This window comes from Bradyrhizobium cedriense (assembly GCF_054602315.1).
Genome location: NZ_JBTSWB010000008.1, coordinates 233,024 through 254,263 on the forward strand (window position 1 = coordinate 233,024; position 21,240 = coordinate 254,263).

The window sequence follows — 21,240 nt, forward strand, 5'->3', positions numbered from 1 at the left end:
GCGTGCCGGACCGGCCATGAGCAGTCGTGCTGCCGCTGGTCGCGGCATCAGCGTCGCACACCGCTGCTGCACGAATGCGTCGCCATGTCTGTAAGATGTCTGCAAGGCCACTGCGGCCGGCGGCCAAATTCTCAGTGCCCCGAGTGCAGCCGCGGCCCTCGCAATCGAGCTGGCAATATTCGCGCTGCGAGCGCGAACGCCAAGAACGCGGCTCCTGAATGCACGGAGGCGAGCTTTGTTCCTATTGGATTAGGGAAAGATAATGTGATCGCGGCTTGCGGACGCAGCCGCAGATTTGCCCATAACCAAGCAGAGCGTTGCGTGCTTCCACCTGATAGAGGCCTGCGCCTCAGAAAGAGGTGCGGGTCCTCATCTTCGCATGAGGAGCACCCGATGTGTGACTACAGCCTGCATGCCGTCGCGACGCGCCCCGCCGAGGTCGGCGAGACCATCGTCACGACAACCTTCCGCGGCACCTCGACGCGCGGCTTCGCCTCCGAAGCCGATCTCTCCGTCGCGGTCTGCCTGCTGCCGGGAACGGAGCTCGCTTTCGCCGACAACGTTCGTTATGACAACCGCTGGATCTGGACACGCACCGTCAACTCCCGTGTCGGCAAGTTCGGCAAGATCGACCCGCACATTCCCGATCGCCACCATGACGCGATCGAATTCCCCGACGGCAAGTACGTGCTTGTGACACAGCTCGTCGAAGGCCAGCGCGCGACCGTGCTGCAATTGCCGGTGACCCAGACGGTTGGCGAGCGCGAGCACAAGCCGCAAATCGTCGCCGGCACGCGGCCGACGATCACGCGCCAGCCGATCGGCTGACGTCATCGCCCCGGCCAACGGTCGAGGGCCAGGATCGAAATGCCATCGCCGGCCGAGGCCGGCGAGATGGTCCGATTTGCGTCCGACGGAGTGCCATCGGACCGCCACCATATCCGTTCTCAATCGTCAGCCTGCAAGTCCGTCTCTGACGGTGTTGCGTCCCGGTTGCGGGACACTGCCGTCCTCGGCGCAAGGCTGCCGCCGAAATCCCCATCGCCGGCACCGGCCGGCAGCCAGGGGCGGCTCGCGCCCCGCGTCCTCACCGCCTTAACCGAGAATCCGCCACCGCTCTGCGTCAGGGCCAGCGCGCCCTGACTGGCGAGACGCGGCCGATCGACCACCATCGCCGCGCAATCCGGCGGCGCGGGCCACGCCGTCACCACCAGCGCGGCGCGGCTGCAATCGTCCGCCAGCGCATCGATACGCAAGGACAGCGCGACCAGCCGCCCGTCTGCGAGCGGAGTGACGCAACCGGACTCGTCACACGACACACCGCTCGCCAACGAGGCGTTGGCGGCATCGCGCGGATCGGCGTCGGCAGCTAACCACTCCTTCAGCAGGAAGCCGTCCTTGCTCGCACGCATCACATGCAGGCGCCCATCCCCACTCCGCACCGCAACGCTCTGGCCATCCCCGGCAATCAGGATGTCGGGCTGCCGCACCGACAGCCCCCAGAGGATCGCTGCCAGCAGCACCAGGACCCCGCACCAGCGCAAGGGCGTGCGCAACAGACCCATCGCGATGATGCCGAGGCTGGCCGCGATCAGCGGCGCGATCCCGAACGCCGGAATGCGGCCGACTGCACCCGGCAGAGCCGCCACCCAGCGCGAGACCGCAACCATCCACTCGATCCCCATACCCATCAGCCACCAGAACACGCCGTCGAGCCCGAAGGGCGCGGCGATCAATCCCAGCAGTCCCGCCGGCATCACCAGCGCCGAGACTACCGGCATCGCACCGAGATTGGCGAGCACGCCGTATGGCGTGACGCGATGGAAGTGGAAGGCGGCGTATGGCGTGGTCGCAAGCCCGGCGATCAGCGAGGCCAGGAACAGTATCGCGATCTCCCGGCCGCCCCACAGCGCGATCCGCGCAGTTGCGGAATGATCGGGCGATGCGAGAAGGTTCGGCATGCCGATCTGCACCAGCGCCACCAGCCCGAGCGTTGCCGCAAACGACATCTGAAAGCTCGGATGAACCAGCGCTTCGGGCGCGACCGCAAGCACGATCAGCGCGGCCACCGCCAGCGTGCGGAAGGTGATGGCACGGCGGTCCACCATCACGGCGATCAGCACCACCGCGGTCATGAAGAACGATCTCTGCGTCGCGACCTCCGCGCCTGACAGCAGCAGATAGAATGCGGCCGCCACCAGCGCAGCAGCCGCCGACCATTTCTTGATGGCAAAGCCGGCCGCCAGTCCGGGGATCAACGCCAGCAGCGCGCGCACCGCGAAGAACACGACACCGGCGACGACCGCCATGTGATAGCCGGAGATCGACAGCACATGGCCGAGCCCTGAGACGAACATGGCGTCGTTGACGGGCGCGGAGATGGCATCGCGCCGCCCGGTGAGCAGCGCCGTCGCAATCGCGCGATTGTCGCCCTCGAGCGTCGAACGGACGCGCGCGTCGATCGCGTCGCGCAGCCCCTGCATGAATGCGGCGTAGCGCAGCCGCAGGCCCGCGGCATCCGGCGGCGTCGACGCCGTGATGGCCCCCATCACGAAGCCGGAAGCGCCGATGCCCTGGAAGAACATGTCCCGCGAGAAATCATAGCTGCCGGGGCGCACAGGCGAGATCGGCGGTAGCAGCCGTGCCTTCAATTGCACGAAGCTGCCGACCTCCGGCGCAGTCCCCTTGCGCACCGAAAGCCGTACGCGTTCGAGCCTGACGTCGCTACGCTGCGCCTCCATGGCACTGACGCGCAGCACAAAACGATCCGTGCGCTCGCGGATGTCACGCGCTTCCACGTAGCCCGACAGCGACACCGCATAGAGCGGCTTGGCCAGCACCGGATGGGCGATGCGCGCCGTCTTCCAGGTCGCCACGGCAAACCCGGCTGCGACCGCTGCGATCATGATCGCTGGAGCAAACAGCCGGCTCCGCCGCAACAGCGCCGCGCCAAGCGCGAGCACGGCCGCCGTCGCGGCGACGACCCAGAGCACCGGCTCATGATCGGCGGCGAAATAGAGCGCAATGCCACCGCCGGATGCGACCGGCACCCAGGGCAACAGCCGGCCAGGACCGGCTTCGGCACGGGTCCATTGTCGGAGCGTTTCGGCGATTGCCGGCCAAACGCCGGAGCCCGCCGAGGCGAAGCCGCCAGCGGGTGCGGCGCGGCCGACCGGCCACGTCCCGGCAACTCCCTGGGAGCGTGCTGGCCGCCCCGACTCCGCCATTCACCTGCACCTTACGATACGCGACGGGTGCGGAGGCTACCGGAACGTGCGACTGCGCGAATAGCGGTACAGATCAGGAACAGGCGGCGCGGCGCCCTACTTTTCCTCTTCCATGGTCACCGCGACCGAGGCCTTGGCCGACAATCGGACCTTGTTGCCCTCGACGTCGGCAACGAGGCTCTTGTCGATGAAATGATGGTGGCCCTTGTGGCTGCCCTCGCCGCTGTCCTTCTTGGTCAGCTTGATGCGGTTGCCCTCGACGCGATCGACGGTGCCGACATGGACGCCATCGGCGCCGATGACTTCCATATGCTCTGCGATGTTCTGCATGGCGGGATCCTTTGTTTGGATCCGAGCCAACTCACCAATCCCACGTTCGTTTCCACCGCCCAGATGACGATGCCGTGCGCAGCTAAGTGCGTCAGATCAGCGGCGCCTGCGACGAGGCGTGATGATTGACGATCTTCCACTCGCCGTCCTCGCGGATGAGAACCCAGCTCATCTTGACGACGAGATCGGGGCGCTCGCCGGCGAGATCGAACGAGATGGTCGCGGCCATGTTGATCAGGTCAGGGCCGGCCTGCGCCGCCTGCACGTCGGAAAAGGCCGCGCTCGGCTTACGCCACCGCTGCAGCCCGTTGAAATAGTCGGCGACGCCGTCCCTGCCTCGATAGAGTTTCGGGTTGGAGCCGAAGAAGAACGCATTCTTGGAGTACAGCGACGACAGCGCCACGGCGTCGAGCTTCGCAAAGCCGGCGCACCATTTCGCGATGACGGCGGAAACGATGGCGTCGGCTTCGCTGCTCATTGCGCATCAACCTTTCGCGACTTCCTTGGCGAACGTGTCGCGCAGGCCGATGGTGCGAGAGTACACCGGCTTGCCCGGCGTCGAGTCCTTGTCACGCACGAAATAGCCCTGGCGCTCGAACTGCATCGGCTCGATGGATTTGTTCTCCGCGACCGACGACTCGACCCGCGCATCGGACAGGATCTCCAGCGAGTCCGGATTGAGGTCGGCCGCGAAGTTCGAGGCATCCGGGCTCGGATTCGAGAACAGCTGGTTGTAGATGCGGATTTCCGCCGGCCTGGATGCCGCCGCCGGCAGCCAGTGCATGGTCGCCTTCACCTTGCGCCCGTCGGGCGCGTTGCCACCCTTGGTCGCGGGATCGTAGGTGCAGCGCAGCTCCACCACCTCGCCCTTGTCATTCTTGATGACGCCGGTGCACTTGACGAAATAGGCGTAGCGCAGCCGCACCTCATTGCCCGGCGACAGGCGGAAGAACTTCTTCGGCGGGTTCTCCATGAAGTCGTCCTGCTCGATGTAGAGCTCGCGACCGAACGTGATCTTCCGGGTGCCGGCAGAGGGATCGTCGGGATGGTTGATCGCCTCGAGCTCCTCGGTCTGTCCTTCCGGATAATTCTCGATCACGACCTTGAGCGGCTTCAGCACCGCCATGCGGCGCTGCGCCGTGCGGTTCAGCTCCTCGCGGATGCAGAACTCGAGCATGCCGACATCGACCACGCTGTTGGCCTTGGCAACACCGATGCGCTTGACGAACTCGCGCAGCGCGGCCGGCGGCACACCGCGGCGGCGCATGCCCGCCATCGTCGGCATGCGCGGGTCGTCCCAGCCCGCGACATGCCCGTCACGGACGAGCTGGGTCAGCACGCGCTTGGACAGCAGCGTGTAGGTCAGGTTGAGCCGCGCGAACTCATACTGGTGCGGCTTGGACGGCACCGGCAACTTCTCGATGAACCAATCGTAGAGCGGCCGGTGGTCCTCGAACTCCAGCGTGCAGATCGAATGCGTGATGCCCTCGATCGCGTCCGACTGCCCATGCGCATAGTCGTAGCTCGGATAGATGCTCCACTTGGTGCCGGTGCGCGGATGATGCGCATGCAGGATGCGGTACAGCACGGGGTCGCGCAGATTGATGTTGCCCGCGGCCATGTCGATCTTGGCCCGCAGCACGCGCGCGCCGTTCGGGAATTCACCGGCCTTCATGCGGCGGAACAGGTCGAGATTCTCCTCCACGCTGCGGTCGCGGAACGACGAGTTCTTGCCGGGCTCGGTCAGCGTGCCGCGCGTGAGGCGGATCTGTTCCTGGGTCTGGTCGTCGACATAGGCAAGCCCGTCGCGGATCAGCTGCTCCGCCCATTCATACAGGCGGTCGAAATAGTCCGAGGCGAAGAACAGGTTCTTGCCCCAGTCGAAGCCGAGCCAGCGCACGTCGGCCTGGATGGAATCGATATATTCCTGCTCTTCCTTGACCGGATTGGTGTCGTCGAAGCGGAGATGGCAGCGGCCCGGAAACTCCTGGGCGATGCCGAAATTGAGTGCGATCGATTTGGCGTGGCCGATATGCAAATAGCCGTTCGGCTCCGGCGGGAACCGGGTCACGATCTCCTTGTACTTGCCCTGATCGAGGTCGGCCTGGATGATGTCACGAATGAAATCGCGCCCAACCTCAGTCGCCACCGGTTCTGTCATCACGAAAATCCTGTAGGGAAATCAGCGGTCCTTCTGCCAAATTCGCTGGGCCGCGCCAAGCCTTAGCATGTCCGCCGTCGGGCTTTAGTTATGCTCCGGTCCTGATATATACCACCGCCTCCAATGCATAGGCCCTGCCAAGAATGTCCGATTCCGTCGTCACGCGCTTCGCTCCCTCGCCGACCGGCTTCCTCCATATCGGGGGTGCCCGCACGGCGCTGTTCAACTGGCTCTATGCCAAGAAGCACGGCGGCAAGATGCTGCTGCGGATCGAGGACACCGACCGGGAGCGCTCCACCGAGGCCGCCATCGCTGCCATCCTCGACGGCCTGAAATGGCTGGAGCTCGGCTGGGACGGCGAGGTCATCTACCAGTTCGCCCGCGCCGCCCGCCACCGCGAGGTTGCCGAGCAGCTGCTCGCCGACGGCAAGGCCTACCGCTGCTACGCCACCGCCGAAGAGCTCGCCGCCATGCGCGAGAAGGCGCGCGCGGAGGGACGCACCCGCCTCTATGACGGCATGTGGCGCGACCGCGATCCGGCCACGGCTCCGGGCGACGTGAAGCCCACCATCCGCCTGCGCGCTCCGCAGACCGGAGAGACCGTGATCGAGGATCAGGTCCAGGGCCGCGTGGTCTGGCAGAACGAGAACCTCGACGATCTCGTCCTGCTGCGTGGCGATGGCAACCCGACCTACATGCTCGCCGTAGTGGTCGACGACCACGACATGGGCGTCACCCACGTGATCCGCGGCGACGACCATCTGATCAACGCCGCGCGCCAGAAGCAGATCTACGATGCGATGGGCTGGGCGCTGCCGAGCATGTCCCACATCCCGCTGATCCACGGCCCGGACGGCTCGAAGCTGTCCAAGCGCCACGGCGCGCTCGGCGTCGATGCCTACCGCGCCATGGGCTACCTCCCGGCCGCGCTGCGCAACTACCTCGTGCGCCTCGGCTGGAGCCATGGCGACCAGGAGATTTTCTCGACCGAGGAGATGATCGCGGCATTCGACCTCGCCAGCGTCGGCCGCGCCGCTGCCCGTTTCGATTTCGCCAAGCTGGAAAACCTCAACGGTCACTACATCCGCCACGCGGACGATCAATCACTCGTGATGATGTTCGAGGACGTGCTGGACCACGTCGTGCCCAGCCGCGACCAGCTCAAGGCCAAGCTGAACGACGCCACGCGCGCGCAGCTCCTGAAGGCCATGCCGGCCCTGAAGGAGCGCGCCAAGACGCTGATCGAGCTGATCGACGGCGCCTATTTCATCTTCGCCGACCGGCCGCTGGAGCTCGATGCGAAGGCCCAGGCGCTGCTGACCGCCGACAATCGCAAGCTGATCGGCCAGCTTCATTCCGCGCTGGAGAAAGTCGAAACGTGGAGCGGCGCCAGCACCGAAGCCGCGCTGCGCAGCTTTGCCGAGGAAAATGGTCTCAAGCTCGGCGCGGTCGCCCAGCCGCTCAGGGCGGCACTCACCGGGCGGACGACGTCGCCTGGTATATTTGAGGTTCTGGACGTCCTGGGACGCCAGGAAAGCCTGGGCCGGCTCAAGGATCAATCTACGACGTAAGTCGACCATGCGCGCGGCGATCTTGCAGCGCACACAGCAATAATATACCCATCTCCCCGTACATTCTGGAACTTCCGGCCCGCCCCATGATCTCCTGAGGGGCCTCCGGCTCCGCCCGTTTCACCACACATCGGGGACCTACGATGGACGCAAAACCAAGCAACAAGACCGCCACGCTGACGGTGGGAAACAAGAATTACGATCTTCCGATCCTCAGCGGCAGCGTCGGGCCTGATGTCATCGATATCGGCAAGCTGTACGGCCAGTCCGGCCTGTTCACCTACGATCCGGGCTTCACCTCGACCGCGAGCTGCCAGTCCAAGATCACCTATATCGATGGCGATGCGGGCGTTCTGGAATACCGCGGCTACCCGATCGAGCAGCTCGCCGAGCATGGCGACTTCCTGGAGACCTGCTATCTCCTGCTCTACGGGAACCTGCCGACCGCCGCGCAGAAGAAGGATTTCGATCATCGCGTGACCCATCATACGATGGTGCACGAGCAGATGGCCCGCTTCTTCCAGGGCTTCCGCCGCGATGCCCATCCGATGGCGATCATGGTGGCGGCCGTCGGCGCGCTCGCCGCGTTCTATCACGACAGCACCGACATCAACGATCCGAAGCAGCGCATGATCGCTTCCATGCGCATGATCGCGAAGATCCCGACCCTGGCGGCGATGGCCTACAAGTACACCGTCGGCCAGCCCTTCATCTATCCCAAGAACTCGCTGGGCTTCGCCGAGAACTTCCTCAACATGTGCTTCGCAGTGCCCTGCGAGGACTACAAGGTCAGCCCGGTGCTCGCCGACGCGCTGGAGAAGATCTTCATCCTTCACGCCGACCACGAGCAGAACGCCTCGACCTCGACGGTGCGTATCGCCGGCTCCTCCGGCGCCAACCCGTTCGCGTGCATCGCGGCGGGCATCGCCTGCCTCTGGGGCCCGGCGCATGGCGGCGCCAACGAAGCCGCGCTCAACATGCTCTATGAGATCGGCACGGTCGACAAGATCCCCGAGTTCATCGCCAAGGTGAAGGACAAGAACTCCGAAGTCCGCCTGATGGGCTTCGGTCACCGCGTCTACAAGAACTACGATCCGCGCGCCAAGATCATGCAGAAGATGTGTCACGCCGTGCTCAAGGAGACCGGCCATGGCGACGATCCGATGCTGAAGGTGGCGCTGGAGCTCGAGAGGATCGCGCTCAGCGATCAGTACTTCATCGACCGCAAGCTCTATCCGAACGTCGACTTCTATTCGGGCATCACGCTGAAGGCGATGGGCTTCCCGGTCTCGATGTTCACCGTGCTGTTCGCGGTCGCCCGTACCGTCGGCTGGATCAGCCAGTGGAGCGAGATGATCGAGGATCCCCAGCAGAAGATCGGCCGTCCGCGCCAGCTCTACACCGGCGTCACCAAGCGCGATTACGTGCCGATCAAGGATCGCAAGTAAGTCCCGCGCCAACGACTTTCGACACGGCGCCATCTCTCGATGGCGCCGTTTTCGTTTTCAGGACGTTGCAGCTGGACAAGGCGAAAACGAGCCGACCATCTCGCCAGCGAGAGGGGGACGCCTCGCTTTGCCTACCCAGTCCGCGGCTTACCGCCGGCCCTTGCGCATCGTCGCCAGCACGATATCGGCGGCAAGCACGCTCGGCGATTTGTTGCCGGTAGACATGATCCGGTCGAGCCGGGCGAACGCCTCCACCTGCACCCGGCGCAGCGGCGAATCCGTCAGCAGCTCGGCGAGCGCCGGGGCCAGCTTCTCGGGCTTGCAGTCCTCCTGCAAATACTCGGGAATGACGTCCTCACCGATCACCAGATTGGCGAGGATTACCGAGGAGACGCGGATCGCGCGGCGCAGGATGAAGGCTTCGATCGCGCCGACGCGATAAGCCGTCACCATCGGAATGCCCGACAGCGCGAGTTCGAGCGTCACCGTGCCGGACTTGGCCAGCGCCGCGTGGGCAATGCGGAAGGCAGCGCGCCTCTCGTTCTCGCCGATCACGATTTGCGGCTTGACCGGCCAGTTCGCGATACCCTCTCGGATGGTGGCTTCGAGATGCGGCATGGTCGGCAGCATCAGATCGAACGCGCGCCCCTGCGCCTGCAACCGGCCGAGAGCCGCACCGAACACGTCGAGGTGATGCCGGATCTCGCTGCGTCGGCTGCCGGGCAGCACCAGCAGCACGGGCGGCTCGCCGCCGCGGCGTTTCTGCTCCTCCGCGTTCGGCCGCAGCGACGGCAATTGCTCGATCAGGGGATGGCCGACATAGCTGCAGGGCGGCCCGCCGAGCTTGCGGTATTCCTCGGGCTCGAACGGCAACAGGCCGAGCACGTGATCGACATAGCCGAGCATGGTCCGCGCACGTCCCGGCCGCCAGGCCCAGAGCTGCGGCGAGACGTAATCGACGATCGGGATCGCCGGACTGCGGGAGCGCACCCGGCGAGCGACACGATGGGTGAAATCGGGGCTGTCGATGATGACGAGGGCGTCGGGCGCGGCCTCGGTCACCGCGTCGACCGTCTCGCGGATCAGCCGCAGAATCTTCGGCAGTTGCTGCACCACCGCGGCGAAGCCGACGATGGAGAGCTCCTCGATCGGAAACAGGCTCTCGAGCCCCTCGCGCGCCATGGTGCGGCCGCCGACGCCGACGAACTGCACGCCGTCGCCGAGGCGCTGGCGCAGCACCTTCATCAAGGCGCTGCCGAGCCTGTCGCCGGATTCCTCCGTGGCGATCAGGAAGATCTTCCTCTCGGGATCGCGATCGGGCATCACGCCGGCAGGCCGATGACGAAGAGATATTTCGCGTCGGCGAGCGCGATCATCGCCTGCGGCTCGGCGGCGATGGTGTTGCCGGCGATGACGGCGATCCCGGCAAGGCCGGCGGCCGCGACGCCCTCGATGGTGCGCGGGCCGATCGTCGGCAGGTCGAAGCGCAGATCCTGGCCGCTCTTCGGCACCTTCACCAGCACGCCGCGTCCCGTCGCCGTGCGAATGCGGCCCTCCTCGCGCAGCCGCGCGACGCGCGCGAGCAGCGCGTCGGTGCCGTCGATGTCCTCGACCGCGACCACATGGCCATCGATCACCACCGCCGCCTGGCCCATGTCGAACGGGCCCAGCGCGGTCAGCACCGCGCGCCCGCGCTCGATGTCCGTCTTGGCATTGTCATTCGGCCAGGCGCGGCTGATGCAGCCCTCGGGCATGAGAAGATCGGGCGCGACATCCTTGATGCCGACCATGCGGAAGCCGTCCTGCTCGAGGAGGCGGCCGACACCTGACAGCAGATGGTCGTCGCCGCCGCGGAAGGCGCGGATGACGTTGCCGAGCAGACGCAGCGTCTTGATGTCGATACGGATCTCGGACAGCGAAGGCCGGACCAACGTGCCGATGAAGATCAGGTCGCGGCAGCCTTCCTCGCGAAACAGCCGCATCGCGCGGCCGAGCTGGCCGACCGAGATCCAGCGATGGCGGAATTTCTCCACCCGTGCCGGATCGCAGGCTCCGCGCAGCGGAAACAGCACCGGCGTGATGCCGCGCGCGGCGAGCGAGTCGGCAACCGCGAACGGCATCGCGCCGCCGCCGGCGACCACGCCAACCGGCGATGAAATCTCCGAAGCCGCCGATGTCATGCCCGCGGCCATCCCCGACTCATTTCTCGATGGCGGGAAGGCAGAGCGGGCGCTTGCCCTTGCCGATGAAGTCGAGGATCTCGGCGATGGCCGGATCTTCGCCGGCGAGCGGCTTGGACGCCTCCAGGCGCTCTGCGAAGGTGCCGGGGCCGTGGAAGAGCTTTTGGTAGAATGCGCGCACGGTCGCAAGCCGCTGCTTGGTGAACTTGCGCCGCTTCATCCCGATCAGGTTGAGGCTTTCCAGCACCGCGTACTGGCCATTGACGAGCCCATACGGGATGACGTCGTCGCGCACACCGCATACGCCTCCGACCATGACATAGGAGCCGATGCGGGTGAACTGGTGCACCGCAGACAGGCCGCCGATGTAAACGGCATCACCGATCTCGCAATGCCCGCCGAGTGTTGCTGAAGTCGCGAAGATCACGTCGTCGCCGACCATGCAGTCATGCCCGACATGGCTGTTGTTCATGAAGTAGCCGCCGCTGCCGACGCGCGTCAGTCCGCCGCCCTTGATGGTGCCGACGTTCATCGTCGCACCTTCCCGGATGGTGCAGCCCGAGCCGACCTCGAGCCGGGTCGGCTCGCCCTTGTAGCTGAGATCCTGGGGGGCACCGCCGAGCACCGCGAATGGCGAAATCACGCAGCCGTCCCCGATCGAGGTATGACCGATGATTGTGGCCTGCCCGATCAGCTTGCAGTTCGCGCCGATCACGACATTGGGGCCGATGATGCAATAGGGTCCGATCTCGGTGCCCTCGCCGATCACGGCGCCGTCCGCGACCCGTGCGGTGGGATCAATCTTGCTCATCAAGCCAATCTTACTCGTCAAGAATGTCTGGTTATGTATTGAAGTCGCTTGGTTTTCGGGTGGTTAGCGCGACTATGCCCGATCTGTCCAGTGACGTATCATCTCGGCGTGTTTCAGGTGCCGGATGAGGCCGCCCGTCCGGGCCTTCAACGTGTTCATGCGAAGCTCGAGGTTATCGTGGTCAGGACCCTGGCACTTCTGCTTGCACAGCTGGCGGCAGCTCCTGTCGTCTCCGAGACGGTCGAGACCCGGGCGCGGCACCTCATCGATCTCGGAACGTTCGAGTGCCGGGACATCACGCGGAGCACGGTGGTTCAGCGGGTCTGCTACGATCGTGCGCGGCAGGACCTCGTCATCGCAACGAACGGCGCCTATGACCGCTATTGCGGCGTGACGCCTGACACGGTCGATCGCCTTCTGGGCGCGCCGTCCATGGGCCACTTCTTCAACCGGACCATCGAGGGTGCCGCCGCGGGCCGCCGTTACGATTGCGGCGCGTAAGCCGCTCAGTCCGTCAACATGGCGCCGACATCGGCTTCCGCGACGACCTGCCCGTTGACCTTGGCATCGCCGTGAAACCACCACATGGCCTTGCGGCGGCCGAGCGAGCGCATGTGATATTCGATGGTATCGCCGGGCAGCACCGGCTTGCGAAACTTGCACTTGTCGATGGTGAGGAAATAGACCGCCCGCGGCTTCTCGGTGCCTTCGACCGACTTGATGCCGATCACGCCCGCGGTCTGCGCCATCGCCTCGATCATCATGACGCCCGGGTAGACCGGACGCTCGGGGAAATGCCCCTGGAATGCCGGTTCGTTGAAGGTGACGTTCTTGATGCCGATGCCGCTGTAATCGGCGCGGATGTTGATCACGCGATCGATCAGCAGCATTGGAAAGCGATGCGGCAGGGTCTGGAGGATCGCGTTGATATCCACCAGCTCGAACTTAACAGGTGATTCCGCCGTCATTCCCGTCCCTCGTCCTTCGCATCGGCCTTGCTGTCGCGTACCAGGCGCTCCACCGCGATGATTTCCTTGAACCACTGCTTGGTCGGTTTGGCAAAAAATCCGCCCCAGCGACCGTTCGGCGGGATGTCGTCCTTGACGCCGCTCATCGCGGTGACCTGGGCCCCGTCGCCGATCTTGAGGTGATTGTTGATTCCAACCTTTGCTCCCAGCGCCACGTTGTCGCCGATGGTCAGGCTGCCCGCGAGGCCGATCTGGGCCGCCAGCAGGCAGTGCCGGCCGATCGTCACATTGTGGCCGATCTGGACCTGATTGTCGATTTTGGTCCCCTCGCCGATCACGGTGTCCCGCAAGGAACCCCGATCGATGGTGGTGTTGGCGCCGACCTCGACGTCGTTCTGGATCAGCACCCGACCGGTCTGCGGCACCTTCACATGGCCCTCGGGACCGAAGAAGATGAAGCCGTAGCCGTCCTGGCCGATCGAGCAACCGGGGTGGATCAGCACATTGTTGCCGATCAGGGCGCACTGGATCGCCGTGCGGGCGCCGACATTGCAGTCCCGGCCGATCTTGACGCCGGGGCCGATCACCGCTCCTACGCCGATCACGGTACCGGCGCCGATCTCGACGTCCGCGCCGATCACGGCCAGGGGGTCTACGATCACGCCGTCCTCGAGCCGCGCCGTGGGGTCGATGATGGCCGACGGCGCGATTCTGTCGTTGCCGACCCAGGATTGCGGCCTGAGCGCGTCGCCGTGCCACTCCCGCGCGATCCTGACGAAGGCGCGAAATGGCTGCGCCACCCTCAGCACGGCCACATGCGCGGGCACCTGGGCCTCGAAACGCGGACTGACCAGACAGGCACCCGCCTTGGTCGCCTTGAGCTGATCGACATATTTGAGGTTGTCGAAGAACGCCAGATGCGCCGGGCCCGCTTCGTCCAGCGACGCCAGACCCGTGATGACGTGGCGGCCCCTCGCGGGGTCAACCAGTTGCGCCTTGGTCAGCGTGGCAATTTCGGCCAGCGCTGTGGCAGGCGGCTTTGTGAAGAAGATCGGCTGCGCCATTCCACCCCGTCGCGGTCCGGCTTCGGCATGAAGCGGTCAGACCGCATCATGCCTCATGTCTTGGATTGGCACGATCCCTTTCGGAAACCGGCTCCAGCGATCCGGATCGTACCGTGCTGATCAACTTAGAACGTGGTGCCGCCGCCGAACCGGAACTCCTGCGTGCGGTCGTACTTGCCCTTGCTGAGCGGCACGGCGTAGTCGAAGCGCAGCGGTCCGAACGGCGACTGCCAGATCAGGCCGACACCGACCGACGAGCGAACGACCTTGCTGTCGTCGTACACGAGGCCGGTGCAGGTGCCCGTGCTCGCTGGATTGACCGTCGACGGAATACAGCCAGGCGCGTTGACCTCGTTGGTGCCTGAGACGCCGTTAAACGCCCAGCTGGTCGGTCCTTGATAGTCGTAGAGGCCGCCGGCGTCGGCATAGACAGCACCCTTCAGACCCACTTCCTTCGGCAGGAACCAGAACGGCATCTGCAATTCGAACGAAGCACCCCAGTACTTGGTGCCGCCGAGCGCGTCCTGCGTACCGAAGGGGTTCAGGTCGCGCGGGCCGATGCCGTTCGGGGCAAAGCCGCGGACGAGATTCGGGCCCATCTGGAAGTGATCGAGCATGCGCAGATCGCTGCCGACCTTGTTCAGCATGCCGCTCTGCAGGCGTATGAGGCCGACGATGTCGGACACCAGCGGAGCATAGTACTTCGCGTCGATGACGGACTTCAGGTAGGAGACGTCGCCGCCGACGCCGGCGAAATCCTGCCGGAAGTCGACGAGCAGACCATCGGTGGGGTTCTTGTTGTTGTCGAGCGTGTTGTAGGTCAGCGTATAGCCGAGCGCCGAGGTCAGGGTCTTGCCATTGGCAAGCTCCTTGCGCACCGGCAGCGAGGCCTCACCGTCGTTGTAGCAGCCGAGGCCGTTGGTGGACGGATCCAGAGGAATACCAGTGGCAGCCGAGAAGGCCGGGCTGGGATTAAACGCCGATGAACCGACGACATTATTACAGTTCGCCAGGTAGCTCGGCAGCGTGATTTCCTGCTGGTAGATCGAGTAACGCAGCTGGAGCGCCAGATCTTCGCGGAGCGAGAAGCCGAGGCGCGGCGCGAAGCCGAGCGTCTTGGTGCCGTAGGAAATGTAGCTGTTGGATAGCTGCTGGCGCTGGTAGAGGTCGAGGCCGAGCGCGACGCGGTAATCGAGCAGATACGGCTCGACGAACGACAGCGAGTAGCCGCGTGCGTACTGGCCGTAGGTCACCGAGGCCTTGGCGAACAGGCCGCGGCCGAGCAGATTGCGCTCGGAGACCGAGACTTCGGCCAGCGCGCCGTCGGTCGTGGAGTAGCCGCCCGAGATCGAGAAGTCGCCGGTCGATTTCTCTTCCATGTCGACGACCAGGATGACCCGGTCGCTCGATGAGCCAGGCTCGGTCGTGATCTTCACGCTCTTGAAGTAGTCGAGGTTCTTCAGGCGCCGTTCGGCACGATCGACCAGCGCGCGGTTGTAGGCATCTCCTTCCGAGATGTCGAACTCGCGGCGGATCACGTAGTCGCGCGTACGGGTGTTGCCGCGCAGGTTGATGCGCTCGATATAGGTGCGAGGGCCTTCGTCGATGTTGAAAACGACGGACACTGTGTGTGCTTCGAAATTGCGGTCGCCGCCGGGCCGTACCACGGCGAAGGCATAGCCGCGACGCGAGGCCTCGATCTGCATCTCCTCGACCGACTTCTCGACCGATTCGACGTTGTAGAGCGAGCCGGCATGGACGCGCGAATAGGTGCGCATCGAAGACGGATCGAAGTTCGGAATGCTGGAGCGGAAGTCGACCGCGCCGACGCGATACTGCGCGCCTTCCTCGATCTTGAAGGTGACGTTGAAGCCCTTCTTCTCCGGATCGTATTCGGTGAGTGCAGCCACCACCTGGACGTCGGCGAAACCGTTCTTGAGATAGAAACGGCGAATCAGGTCGCGGTCGGCTTCGACGCGGTCGGGATCGTAGATGTCGCCGCTGGCAAGGAAGCTCAACAGGTTCGATTCGCGCGTCTTGATGACGTCGCGCAGGCGGTAGGACGAAAACGCGTTGTTACCGACGAACTCGATCGACTTGACGCCGGTCTTGGCGCCCTCCTCGACGGTGAAGATCAGGTCGACGCGATTGTTCGGCTGCTCGATGATCTCGGGCGTGACGCGCACGTCATAGCGGCCCGAGCGGCGATAGATTTCGGCGATTCGCAGTGTGTCGGACTGCACCATGGCGCGGGAGAAGGTACCGCGCGCCTTGGACTGAACTTCAACGGTGAGCTGCTCGTCCTTGATCTTCTTGTTGCCCTCGAAGGCGACGCGCCCGATCACCGGGTTTTCCACCACGGAGACGATGAGCTGGCCGCCGGCGCCGCGGTTGATCCTGACGTCCTGGAACAGGCCAGTCTCGATCAACGCCTTGAGGCCGTCGTCGATGGCGCCCTGATCCAGGCGGCCGCCCGGACCCGGCTTGAAATAGGAGCGGATCGTCTCCACCTCGACGCGGCGATTTCCTTCGACGGCAATCGACTGAACGGTCTGGGCGAGCGCAGACGAAGACACGAAAACAGCCCCGACCGGGGCAACAATCGGCGCGCCGAACATGATCAGGGTTGCGAGCAAGCCCCCCCGGAGTCGCAGTCCAAACTTCATCGCGCAACGCGCCCTTATCATTCCGTGCCAGACCAACCCCAACGCCGGTCCGGAGATTCCCCAAGTTCAGGCCGCTTGTAGCCAATTTCGTCGACGCCGCAAACGGCCGAAAGCGCCGTGATTTCAATTTCATTCCAAGACGTTGCTGAACAGCAACGCCACAAAAAAGCCCCTATCAGGAAGCGGCCATTCGCAGGATGTCGTTGTAGGTCGCGAACACCATCAACATCAGCACCAGGCCGAGCCCGATTCGGAACCCCATCTCCTGGGTTCGCTCGGACAGGGGCCGGCCACGGACCACCTCGGCCGCATAGAACATAAGGTGGCCGCCATCGAGCAGCGGGATCGGGAACAGGTTCAACAGGCCGATCGAGACCGATAGCACCGCACACAGATTGATCACGAACTGGAACCCGGCGCTGGCCGCCTGCCCTGACATCTTCGCGATTCCCAGGACGCCGCTGACCTCGTTCGGATTGCCCTGTCCGACGAACAGCGAGCCAAGGAACTTGAACGTGCTGGTGATGATGAACCAGACCTGCTCGACCCCGATCTTGAGCGCTTCACCGACGCCGACCGGCGCGGTCGAGGCCTCCCCGGCCTGCGACTTGTGCTCGATGCCGAGCACGCCGAGACGGTGGCTGTTGCCGAACGGATCCTTGCGCTCGAGCAGCGCCGGAGTTGCGGTCAGCGAGACGATGGCGCCGTCGCGCTTCACCTGGAAGGTAAGCGTCGAACCCGCGTTCATCGCAACGATTCGCTGCATGTCGGCAAAGCTCTCGATCGGCTTGCCGTCGATCTGGACGACGATGTCCCCGATCTTGAAGCCGGCCGCAGCCGCCGCGCCATCGGCGACGACACCGTCGACACGCGCGATCGTGCTCGGCTTGCCGTAGTAGAGGGCCATACCGGCGAAGATCAGCGCCCCCAGGATGAAATTGGCGATCGGTCCGGCCGCGACGATGGCCGCACGCGGGCCGACCTTCTTGTGGTGGAAGCTGCCGGCGCGCTCTTCGGCCGTCATGGCCGCGAGCGTCTGGCTCGAGGGGGTCGAGGCCTCGCTCTCGTCGCCGAAGAACTTGACATAGCCACCGAGCGGGATTGCCGAGATCTTCCAGCGGGTGCCATGGCGGTCGTTGAAACCAACCAGCTCAGGTCCGAAACCGAGCGAAAAGGTCAGCACCCGAACGCCCGCCCAGCGCGCGACCAGGAAATGGCCGAGCTCGTGGAAGAACACGACGATGGTCAGGACGAAAAGGAAGGGAACCGCGTAGCCGAGGAGCCCATGGCTCAACGTATTGAAACTATGGACAAAAAAGTCGATCATCGATTTCCCTCACCCAGCGCCGCAAGGCCCTGGCCCCGAACCAACTAGGATGCCTTTAAGGCAATTTGAGGCAATAGGGCGGCAGCTCTATTTCGAGCAACATGGTCAACAGAGATTGCATCGTCGGCGGACGTCAGGGGCGCCTGGTTACCGCCTTTGATCCAATCTTCGAGGGTCGCCTCGACCAGCCGGGCGATGGCGCCGAACCGTATCTTGCCGGCGATGAAGGCGGCGACCGCGACCTCGTTGGCGGCGTTGTAGACCGTTGTCGCCCCCTTCCCGGTCCGCAGCGATTCGTAGGCCAGCCGAAGTCCAGGGAAACGCTGGAAGTCCGGCGCTTCGAAAGTCAGCTGGCCGATCTTGGCAAGGTCCAGCTTCGCCGCTGGCCCCTTGATGCGATCGGGCCAGCCGAGGCAGTGCGCGATCGGCGTGCGCATGTCGGGCGCGCCGAGCTGGGCCACCACCGAGCAGTCGGAAAACTCGACCATGCCGTGGATGATCGACTGCGGATGAACGAGCACGTCGATCTCGTCCGGGGCGAGCGCGAACAGATAGGACGCCTCGATCACCTCGAGTCCCTTGTTCATCATCGAGGCGGAATCGATCGTGATCTTCTGGCCCATGCTCCAGTTCGGATGCTTCAGGGCCTGTTCGAGCGTCGCCTGCTCGATGTCGGCAGGCTTCCAGGTCCGGAACGGGCCGCCGGAGGCGGTGATGATCACGCGGACGAGTTCGTCGCGATTGCCTGAGCTCAGCGCCTGGAACAGCGCATTGTGCTCGGAATCGGCCGGCAGGATGCAGGCGCCCGCTTTTGCCGCACGCTGCATGAAGAAATCGCCAGCACAGACCAGGCACTCCTTGTTGGCAAGCGCGACATGGGCCCCGCGATCGACAGCCGCCAGGGCCGGCTTCAATCCGGCAGCGCCGCTCACGGCCGCCATCACCCAGTCGGCCGGACGCGCGCCGGCCTCGATCACCGCGCTTTCGCCTGCGCCGCATTCGGTGCTGGTGCCCGCCAGTGCGGCCTTGAGCTCGGCGAGCTTGGAGGTATCGGCGATCGCCACAAAGCGTGCGGAGAATTCCTTGGCGAGCTTGGCCAGCGCTGCGACGTTGCCGTTCGCCGTCAGCGCCTCGACGCGATAGCGCTCGGGCGAGGCACGCAGCAGGTCCATCGTGCTGTCGCCGATCGAGCCGGTGGCGCCGAGAACCGTGACGCTGCGGACGTCGGACGCCGCAAGCCTGTTGTTACGCAATGGGACCGCGCTCATATCCTCACCAAACCATAAGACCGCTTCCGGCGCTATGCACACCATGGCGGAGAAAGCCGATAATCCAGGCCGCCAGGATGGCGACGACAAAACCGTCCAGACGGTCCATAAGCCCGCCATGGCCTGGAATTAAGTGACTGGAATCCTTGACACCGAAGCGCCGCTTCACTGCGGATTCGAACAGATCGCCCAATGCCGATACCACCGATAGTATGGCGCTGACGAGCAGCAATGGTGCCAGCTTTCCAAAGCCGCAGGCCGCAAAGCCCACCGCAACCAGGAGGCTTGCGATAAAGCCGCCGAGTGCACCCGCCCAGGTCTTCTTCGGGCTCACGCGCGGCCATAGTTTCGGTCCGCCGATGCTGCGGCCGGCGAAATAGCCGCCGATATCGGTCGCCCACACCACCAGCAGCACGAACATCAGCGCGGAGAAACCATTGACGAGATCCTTCCGCACCAGGATCGCCGCCAGCAGCGCCGCCGCCGCATAGGCGAAGCCGGTCGCTGCCCACAAGAACTTGCCCCGCGCGATCAGCGTCACGATCGCGCCGCCGATGAGGCCCGTGATGACGGCCGTCTTGAGCGCGCCAAAAGCGACGGCGGCCCCCATCATGGCGATGACGACCGTCCCTGCCCCGGTCAGCGCGGCCGATGCCGCGCCCACCACCATCAGCCATTCCGCAAACAGGCCGATCGAGACCAGAGTGACGAGAAGCGCCCACAGCCAGCCGCCGACATAGGCGATCGCAATGGTAAGCGGCGCCAGCACCAGCGCTGCGAGGACTCGCAGCACGAGATTGCTCGGGGCAGGCTGCGAGCCTGCCGGTGCGGCATCGGGTTCGTTCACGAGGCGGTTTTCGCGACCAGGCCGCCGAAACGACGCTCGCGCCTGGCAAATTCGGCGATTGCGCCTTCCAGCGCAGCCTTGTCGAAGTCGGGCCAGTGGATCGGCACGAACACGAGTTCGCTATAGGCGGCCTGCCACATCAGGAAGTTGGACAGACGCTGCTCGCCGCTGGTGCGGATGATGAGATCGGGGTCGGGAATGTCGGGCGCGTCGAGATACGTGCCGAGCGTCTCGGCGTCGATCGTGGCAGGATCCCGCCTGCCCTCCGCGACCTCGCGGGCGAGCTTCTGCGCCGCTTTCGCGATCTCCTGCCGTGAGCCGTAGTTGAAGGCGACGACGAGCGTCAGGCGCGTGTTGTCGCGTGTCAGCTCCTCGGCCTCGTTGAGGAGCGCGCAGATGTCGCTCTCGAGCCCCTCGCGCTCGCCGATGATGCGGACCTTGACGCCGTCACGATGCAAGCTCGCCAGATCGTTGCGGATGAAGCGCCGCAGCAGGCCGAACAGGTCGCCGATCTCGCTCGCCGGGCGCGACCAGTTCTCCGAAGAGAACGAGAAGATGGTGAGATAGCGAATGCCGAGCTCGTGCGAGGCGCGCACCACGCGGCGCAGCGCGTCCACACCGCGGCGATGTCCTTCCGCACGCGGCAGGCCGCGCGCGGCTGCCCAACGCCCGTTGCCATCCATGATGATGGCGACATGCGCAGGCGCCTCGGACCGGTCGGGTCCTTCCGTTGCTGGCGCGGCGGCGTTGGACATGGAGGCAGCCTTAGACGGTGAGGATTTCTTTTTCCTTGGCGGCCAGCAGCTGGTCGATCTCGGCGATGGTACCGTCGGTCGCCTTCTGCACCTCGTCGGCGTGACGCTTCTGATCGTCCTCCGACATCTCGTGATTCTTCTCGAGCTTCTTGAGCACGTCGAGACCGTCGCGGCGGACGTGGCGCGCGGCGACCTTGGCGGCTTCGGCGTATTTGTGCGCGACCTTCACCAGCTCCTTGCGCCGCTCCTCGTTGAGCTCGGGGATGCGCAGGCGCAGCACCTGGCCCTCGGTCGCCGGCGACAGGCCGAGATTGGAATCGACGATCGCCTTCTCCACGGCCTTGACCATCGACTTGTCCCAGACCTGCACCGAGATCAGGCGCGGCTCCGGCACGCTGACGGTGGCGAGCTGATTGAGGGGCATGTGGCTGCCATAGGCCTCGACCTGCACCGGATCGAGCATCGAGGCGGAGGCGCGGCCGGTGCGCAGGCCGCCGAGCTCGTGCTTGAGGGACTGGACGGCGCCCTGCATGCGGCGCTTCAGTTCGTTCAGGTCGAAATTACCCGTGGCCATCACGTTCCTCCTTCAAAATCCCGGCGACCGCTCCGCGCCCTTC

19 protein-coding genes are annotated in these 21,240 nt (G+C 64.9%); 4 read left to right on the top strand and 15 right to left on the bottom strand.

What is annotated here, in order from left to right; translation table 11 throughout:
• Positions 1-393: 393 nt before the first annotated feature.
• Positions 394-828: a hypothetical protein gene (locus ACYCVF_RS28965; protein WP_459595471.1), complete on the top strand. Its 435-nt coding sequence runs from the start codon at positions 394-396 to the stop codon at positions 826-828.
• 119 nt (positions 829-947) lie between these two features.
• Here the strand turns inward: ACYCVF_RS28965 and ACYCVF_RS28970 are convergent, their stop codons facing one another.
• The 4 genes from ACYCVF_RS28970 to ACYCVF_RS28985 all read right to left on the bottom strand — a co-directional run bounded on the left by ACYCVF_RS28970 (position 948) and on the right by ACYCVF_RS28985 (position 5,718).
• Entirely contained in the window at positions 948-3,227 is a 2,280-nt protein-coding gene (locus tag ACYCVF_RS28970) for a ComEC/Rec2 family competence protein (protein ID WP_459595470.1), read from the bottom strand.
• Between the two features lie 96 nt (positions 3,228-3,323).
• Positions 3,324-3,557: a DUF2171 domain-containing protein gene (locus tag ACYCVF_RS28975; protein WP_061028066.1), complete on the bottom strand. Its 234-nt coding sequence runs from the start codon at positions 3,555-3,557 to the stop codon at positions 3,324-3,326.
• A 91-nt stretch (positions 3,558-3,648) separates the two neighbouring features.
• Positions 3,649-4,035 (bottom strand): YybH family protein, encoded by a 387-nt coding sequence (locus ACYCVF_RS28980; protein ID WP_459595469.1) that lies wholly within the window; start codon positions 4,033-4,035, stop codon positions 3,649-3,651.
• A gap of 6 nt (positions 4,036-4,041) precedes the next feature.
• Positions 4,042-5,718, bottom strand: a complete 1,677-nt coding sequence (locus ACYCVF_RS28985) for a glutamine--tRNA ligase/YqeY domain fusion protein (protein ID WP_459595468.1) — start codon at positions 5,716-5,718, stop codon at positions 4,042-4,044.
• A gap of 143 nt (positions 5,719-5,861) precedes the next feature.
• Here ACYCVF_RS28985 and gltX point away from each other — a divergent pair, with 143 nt between their 5' ends.
• Positions 5,862-7,289 carry a glutamate--tRNA ligase gene (gene gltX, locus ACYCVF_RS28990; RefSeq protein ID WP_459595467.1) on the top strand — a complete coding sequence of 476 codons (1,428 nt, stop codon included), beginning with the start codon at positions 5,862-5,864 and terminating at the stop codon, positions 7,287-7,289.
• A gap of 143 nt (positions 7,290-7,432) precedes the next feature.
• Positions 7,433-8,737, top strand: a complete 1,305-nt coding sequence (gltA, locus tag ACYCVF_RS28995; protein ID WP_459595466.1) for a citrate synthase — start codon at positions 7,433-7,435, stop codon at positions 8,735-8,737.
• A gap of 147 nt (positions 8,738-8,884) precedes the next feature.
• On the opposite strand, the gene lpxB is transcribed toward gltA, so the two are convergent.
• From lpxB to lpxA, 3 genes are read right to left on the bottom strand one after another with little or no spacing between them, the layout of a single operon-like run.
• Entirely contained in the window at positions 8,885-10,063 is a 1,179-nt protein-coding gene (lpxB, locus tag ACYCVF_RS29000; RefSeq protein WP_459595465.1) for a lipid-A-disaccharide synthase, read from the bottom strand.
• On the bottom strand, positions 10,060-10,917 hold the full coding sequence (locus tag ACYCVF_RS29005) for an LpxI family protein (RefSeq protein WP_459596442.1): 858 nt from the start codon (positions 10,915-10,917) through the stop codon (positions 10,060-10,062). Before ACYCVF_RS29005 ends, lpxB begins: the two co-directional genes overlap by 4 nt.
• Positions 10,918-10,936: 19 nt before the next feature.
• Positions 10,937-11,728 (bottom strand): acyl-ACP--UDP-N-acetylglucosamine O-acyltransferase, encoded by a 792-nt coding sequence (lpxA, locus tag ACYCVF_RS29010; RefSeq protein ID WP_459595464.1) that lies wholly within the window; start codon positions 11,726-11,728, stop codon positions 10,937-10,939.
• Positions 11,729-11,905: 177 nt separating this feature from the next.
• On the opposite strand from lpxA, the gene ACYCVF_RS29015 reads away from it, so the two are divergent.
• On the top strand, positions 11,906-12,229 hold the full coding sequence (locus ACYCVF_RS29015) for a KTSC domain-containing protein (protein WP_459596441.1): 324 nt from the start codon (positions 11,906-11,908) through the stop codon (positions 12,227-12,229).
• Between the two features lie 5 nt (positions 12,230-12,234).
• On the opposite strand, the gene fabZ is transcribed toward ACYCVF_RS29015, so the two are convergent.
• The 8 genes from fabZ to frr all read right to left on the bottom strand — a co-directional run bounded on the left by fabZ (position 12,235) and on the right by frr (position 21,197).
• Positions 12,235-12,696 (bottom strand): 3-hydroxyacyl-ACP dehydratase FabZ, encoded by a 462-nt coding sequence (fabZ, locus tag ACYCVF_RS29020; protein ID WP_024341283.1) that lies wholly within the window; start codon positions 12,694-12,696, stop codon positions 12,235-12,237.
• Positions 12,693-13,760 carry a UDP-3-O-(3-hydroxymyristoyl)glucosamine N-acyltransferase gene (lpxD, locus tag ACYCVF_RS29025; protein ID WP_459595463.1) on the bottom strand — a complete coding sequence of 356 codons (1,068 nt, stop codon included), beginning with the start codon at positions 13,758-13,760 and terminating at the stop codon, positions 12,693-12,695. The genes fabZ and lpxD overlap by 4 nt, the downstream gene beginning before the upstream one ends.
• Before the next feature lie 125 nt (positions 13,761-13,885).
• On the bottom strand, positions 13,886-16,426 hold the full coding sequence (gene bamA, locus ACYCVF_RS29030) for an outer membrane protein assembly factor BamA (protein ID WP_459595462.1): 2,541 nt from the start codon (positions 16,424-16,426) through the stop codon (positions 13,886-13,888).
• A gap of 175 nt (positions 16,427-16,601) precedes the next feature.
• A complete protein-coding gene (gene rseP, locus ACYCVF_RS29035; protein ID WP_459595461.1) occupies positions 16,602-17,753 on the bottom strand; it encodes an RIP metalloprotease RseP in 1,152 nt (383 codons plus the stop codon).
• Positions 17,754-17,797: 44 nt separating this feature from the next.
• Entirely contained in the window at positions 17,798-19,021 is a 1,224-nt protein-coding gene (dxr, locus tag ACYCVF_RS29040) for a 1-deoxy-D-xylulose-5-phosphate reductoisomerase (protein WP_459595460.1), read from the bottom strand.
• A gap of 4 nt (positions 19,022-19,025) precedes the next feature.
• Positions 19,026-19,868 carry a phosphatidate cytidylyltransferase gene (locus ACYCVF_RS29045; RefSeq protein WP_459595459.1) on the bottom strand — a complete coding sequence of 281 codons (843 nt, stop codon included), beginning with the start codon at positions 19,866-19,868 and terminating at the stop codon, positions 19,026-19,028.
• Positions 19,865-20,623 (bottom strand): isoprenyl transferase, encoded by a 759-nt coding sequence (locus ACYCVF_RS29050; RefSeq protein WP_459595458.1) that lies wholly within the window; start codon positions 20,621-20,623, stop codon positions 19,865-19,867. Before ACYCVF_RS29050 ends, ACYCVF_RS29045 begins: the two co-directional genes overlap by 4 nt.
• Before the next feature lie 10 nt (positions 20,624-20,633).
• On the bottom strand, positions 20,634-21,197 hold the full coding sequence (gene frr, locus ACYCVF_RS29055; protein ID WP_061028047.1) for a ribosome recycling factor: 564 nt from the start codon (positions 21,195-21,197) through the stop codon (positions 20,634-20,636).
• Positions 21,198-21,240 lie beyond the last annotated feature (43 nt).

What these genes read in the sequence shown, in the direction of transcription:
- dxr (WP_459595460.1), bottom strand. Translation starts at nt 19,021, where the DNA reads ATGAGCGCGGTCCCATTGCGTAACAACAGGCTTGCGGCGTCCGACGTC.
- frr (WP_061028047.1), bottom strand. Translation starts at nt 21,197, where the DNA reads ATGGCCACGGGTAATTTCGACCTGAACGAACTGAAGCGCCGCATGCAG.
- ACYCVF_RS29050 (WP_459595458.1), bottom strand. Translation starts at nt 20,623, where the DNA reads ATGTCCAACGCCGCCGCGCCAGCAACGGAAGGACCCGACCGGTCCGAG.
- ACYCVF_RS29005 (WP_459596442.1), bottom strand. Translation starts at nt 10,917, where the DNA reads ATGACATCGGCGGCTTCGGAGATTTCATCGCCGGTTGGCGTGGTCGCC.
- rseP (WP_459595461.1), bottom strand. Translation starts at nt 17,753, where the DNA reads ATGATCGACTTTTTTGTCCATAGTTTCAATACGTTGAGCCATGGGCTC.
- ACYCVF_RS28975 (WP_061028066.1), bottom strand. Translation starts at nt 3,557, where the DNA reads ATGCAGAACATCGCAGAGCATATGGAAGTCATCGGCGCCGATGGCGTC.
- ACYCVF_RS28970 (WP_459595470.1), bottom strand. Translation starts at nt 3,227, where the DNA reads ATGGCGGAGTCGGGGCGGCCAGCACGCTCCCAGGGAGTTGCCGGGACG.
- lpxA (WP_459595464.1), bottom strand. Translation starts at nt 11,728, where the DNA reads ATGAGCAAGATTGATCCCACCGCACGGGTCGCGGACGGCGCCGTGATC.
- lpxD (WP_459595463.1), bottom strand. Translation starts at nt 13,760, where the DNA reads ATGGCGCAGCCGATCTTCTTCACAAAGCCGCCTGCCACAGCGCTGGCC.
- ACYCVF_RS28985 (WP_459595468.1), bottom strand. Translation starts at nt 5,718, where the DNA reads ATGACAGAACCGGTGGCGACTGAGGTTGGGCGCGATTTCATTCGTGAC.
- ACYCVF_RS28965 (WP_459595471.1), top strand. Translation starts at nt 394, where the DNA reads ATGTGTGACTACAGCCTGCATGCCGTCGCGACGCGCCCCGCCGAGGTC.
- gltX (WP_459595467.1), top strand. Translation starts at nt 5,862, where the DNA reads ATGTCCGATTCCGTCGTCACGCGCTTCGCTCCCTCGCCGACCGGCTTC.
- fabZ (WP_024341283.1), bottom strand. Translation starts at nt 12,696, where the DNA reads ATGACGGCGGAATCACCTGTTAAGTTCGAGCTGGTGGATATCAACGCG.
- ACYCVF_RS28980 (WP_459595469.1), bottom strand. Translation starts at nt 4,035, where the DNA reads ATGAGCAGCGAAGCCGACGCCATCGTTTCCGCCGTCATCGCGAAATGG.
- bamA (WP_459595462.1), bottom strand. Translation starts at nt 16,426, where the DNA reads ATGAAGTTTGGACTGCGACTCCGGGGGGGCTTGCTCGCAACCCTGATC.
- gltA (WP_459595466.1), top strand. Translation starts at nt 7,433, where the DNA reads ATGGACGCAAAACCAAGCAACAAGACCGCCACGCTGACGGTGGGAAAC.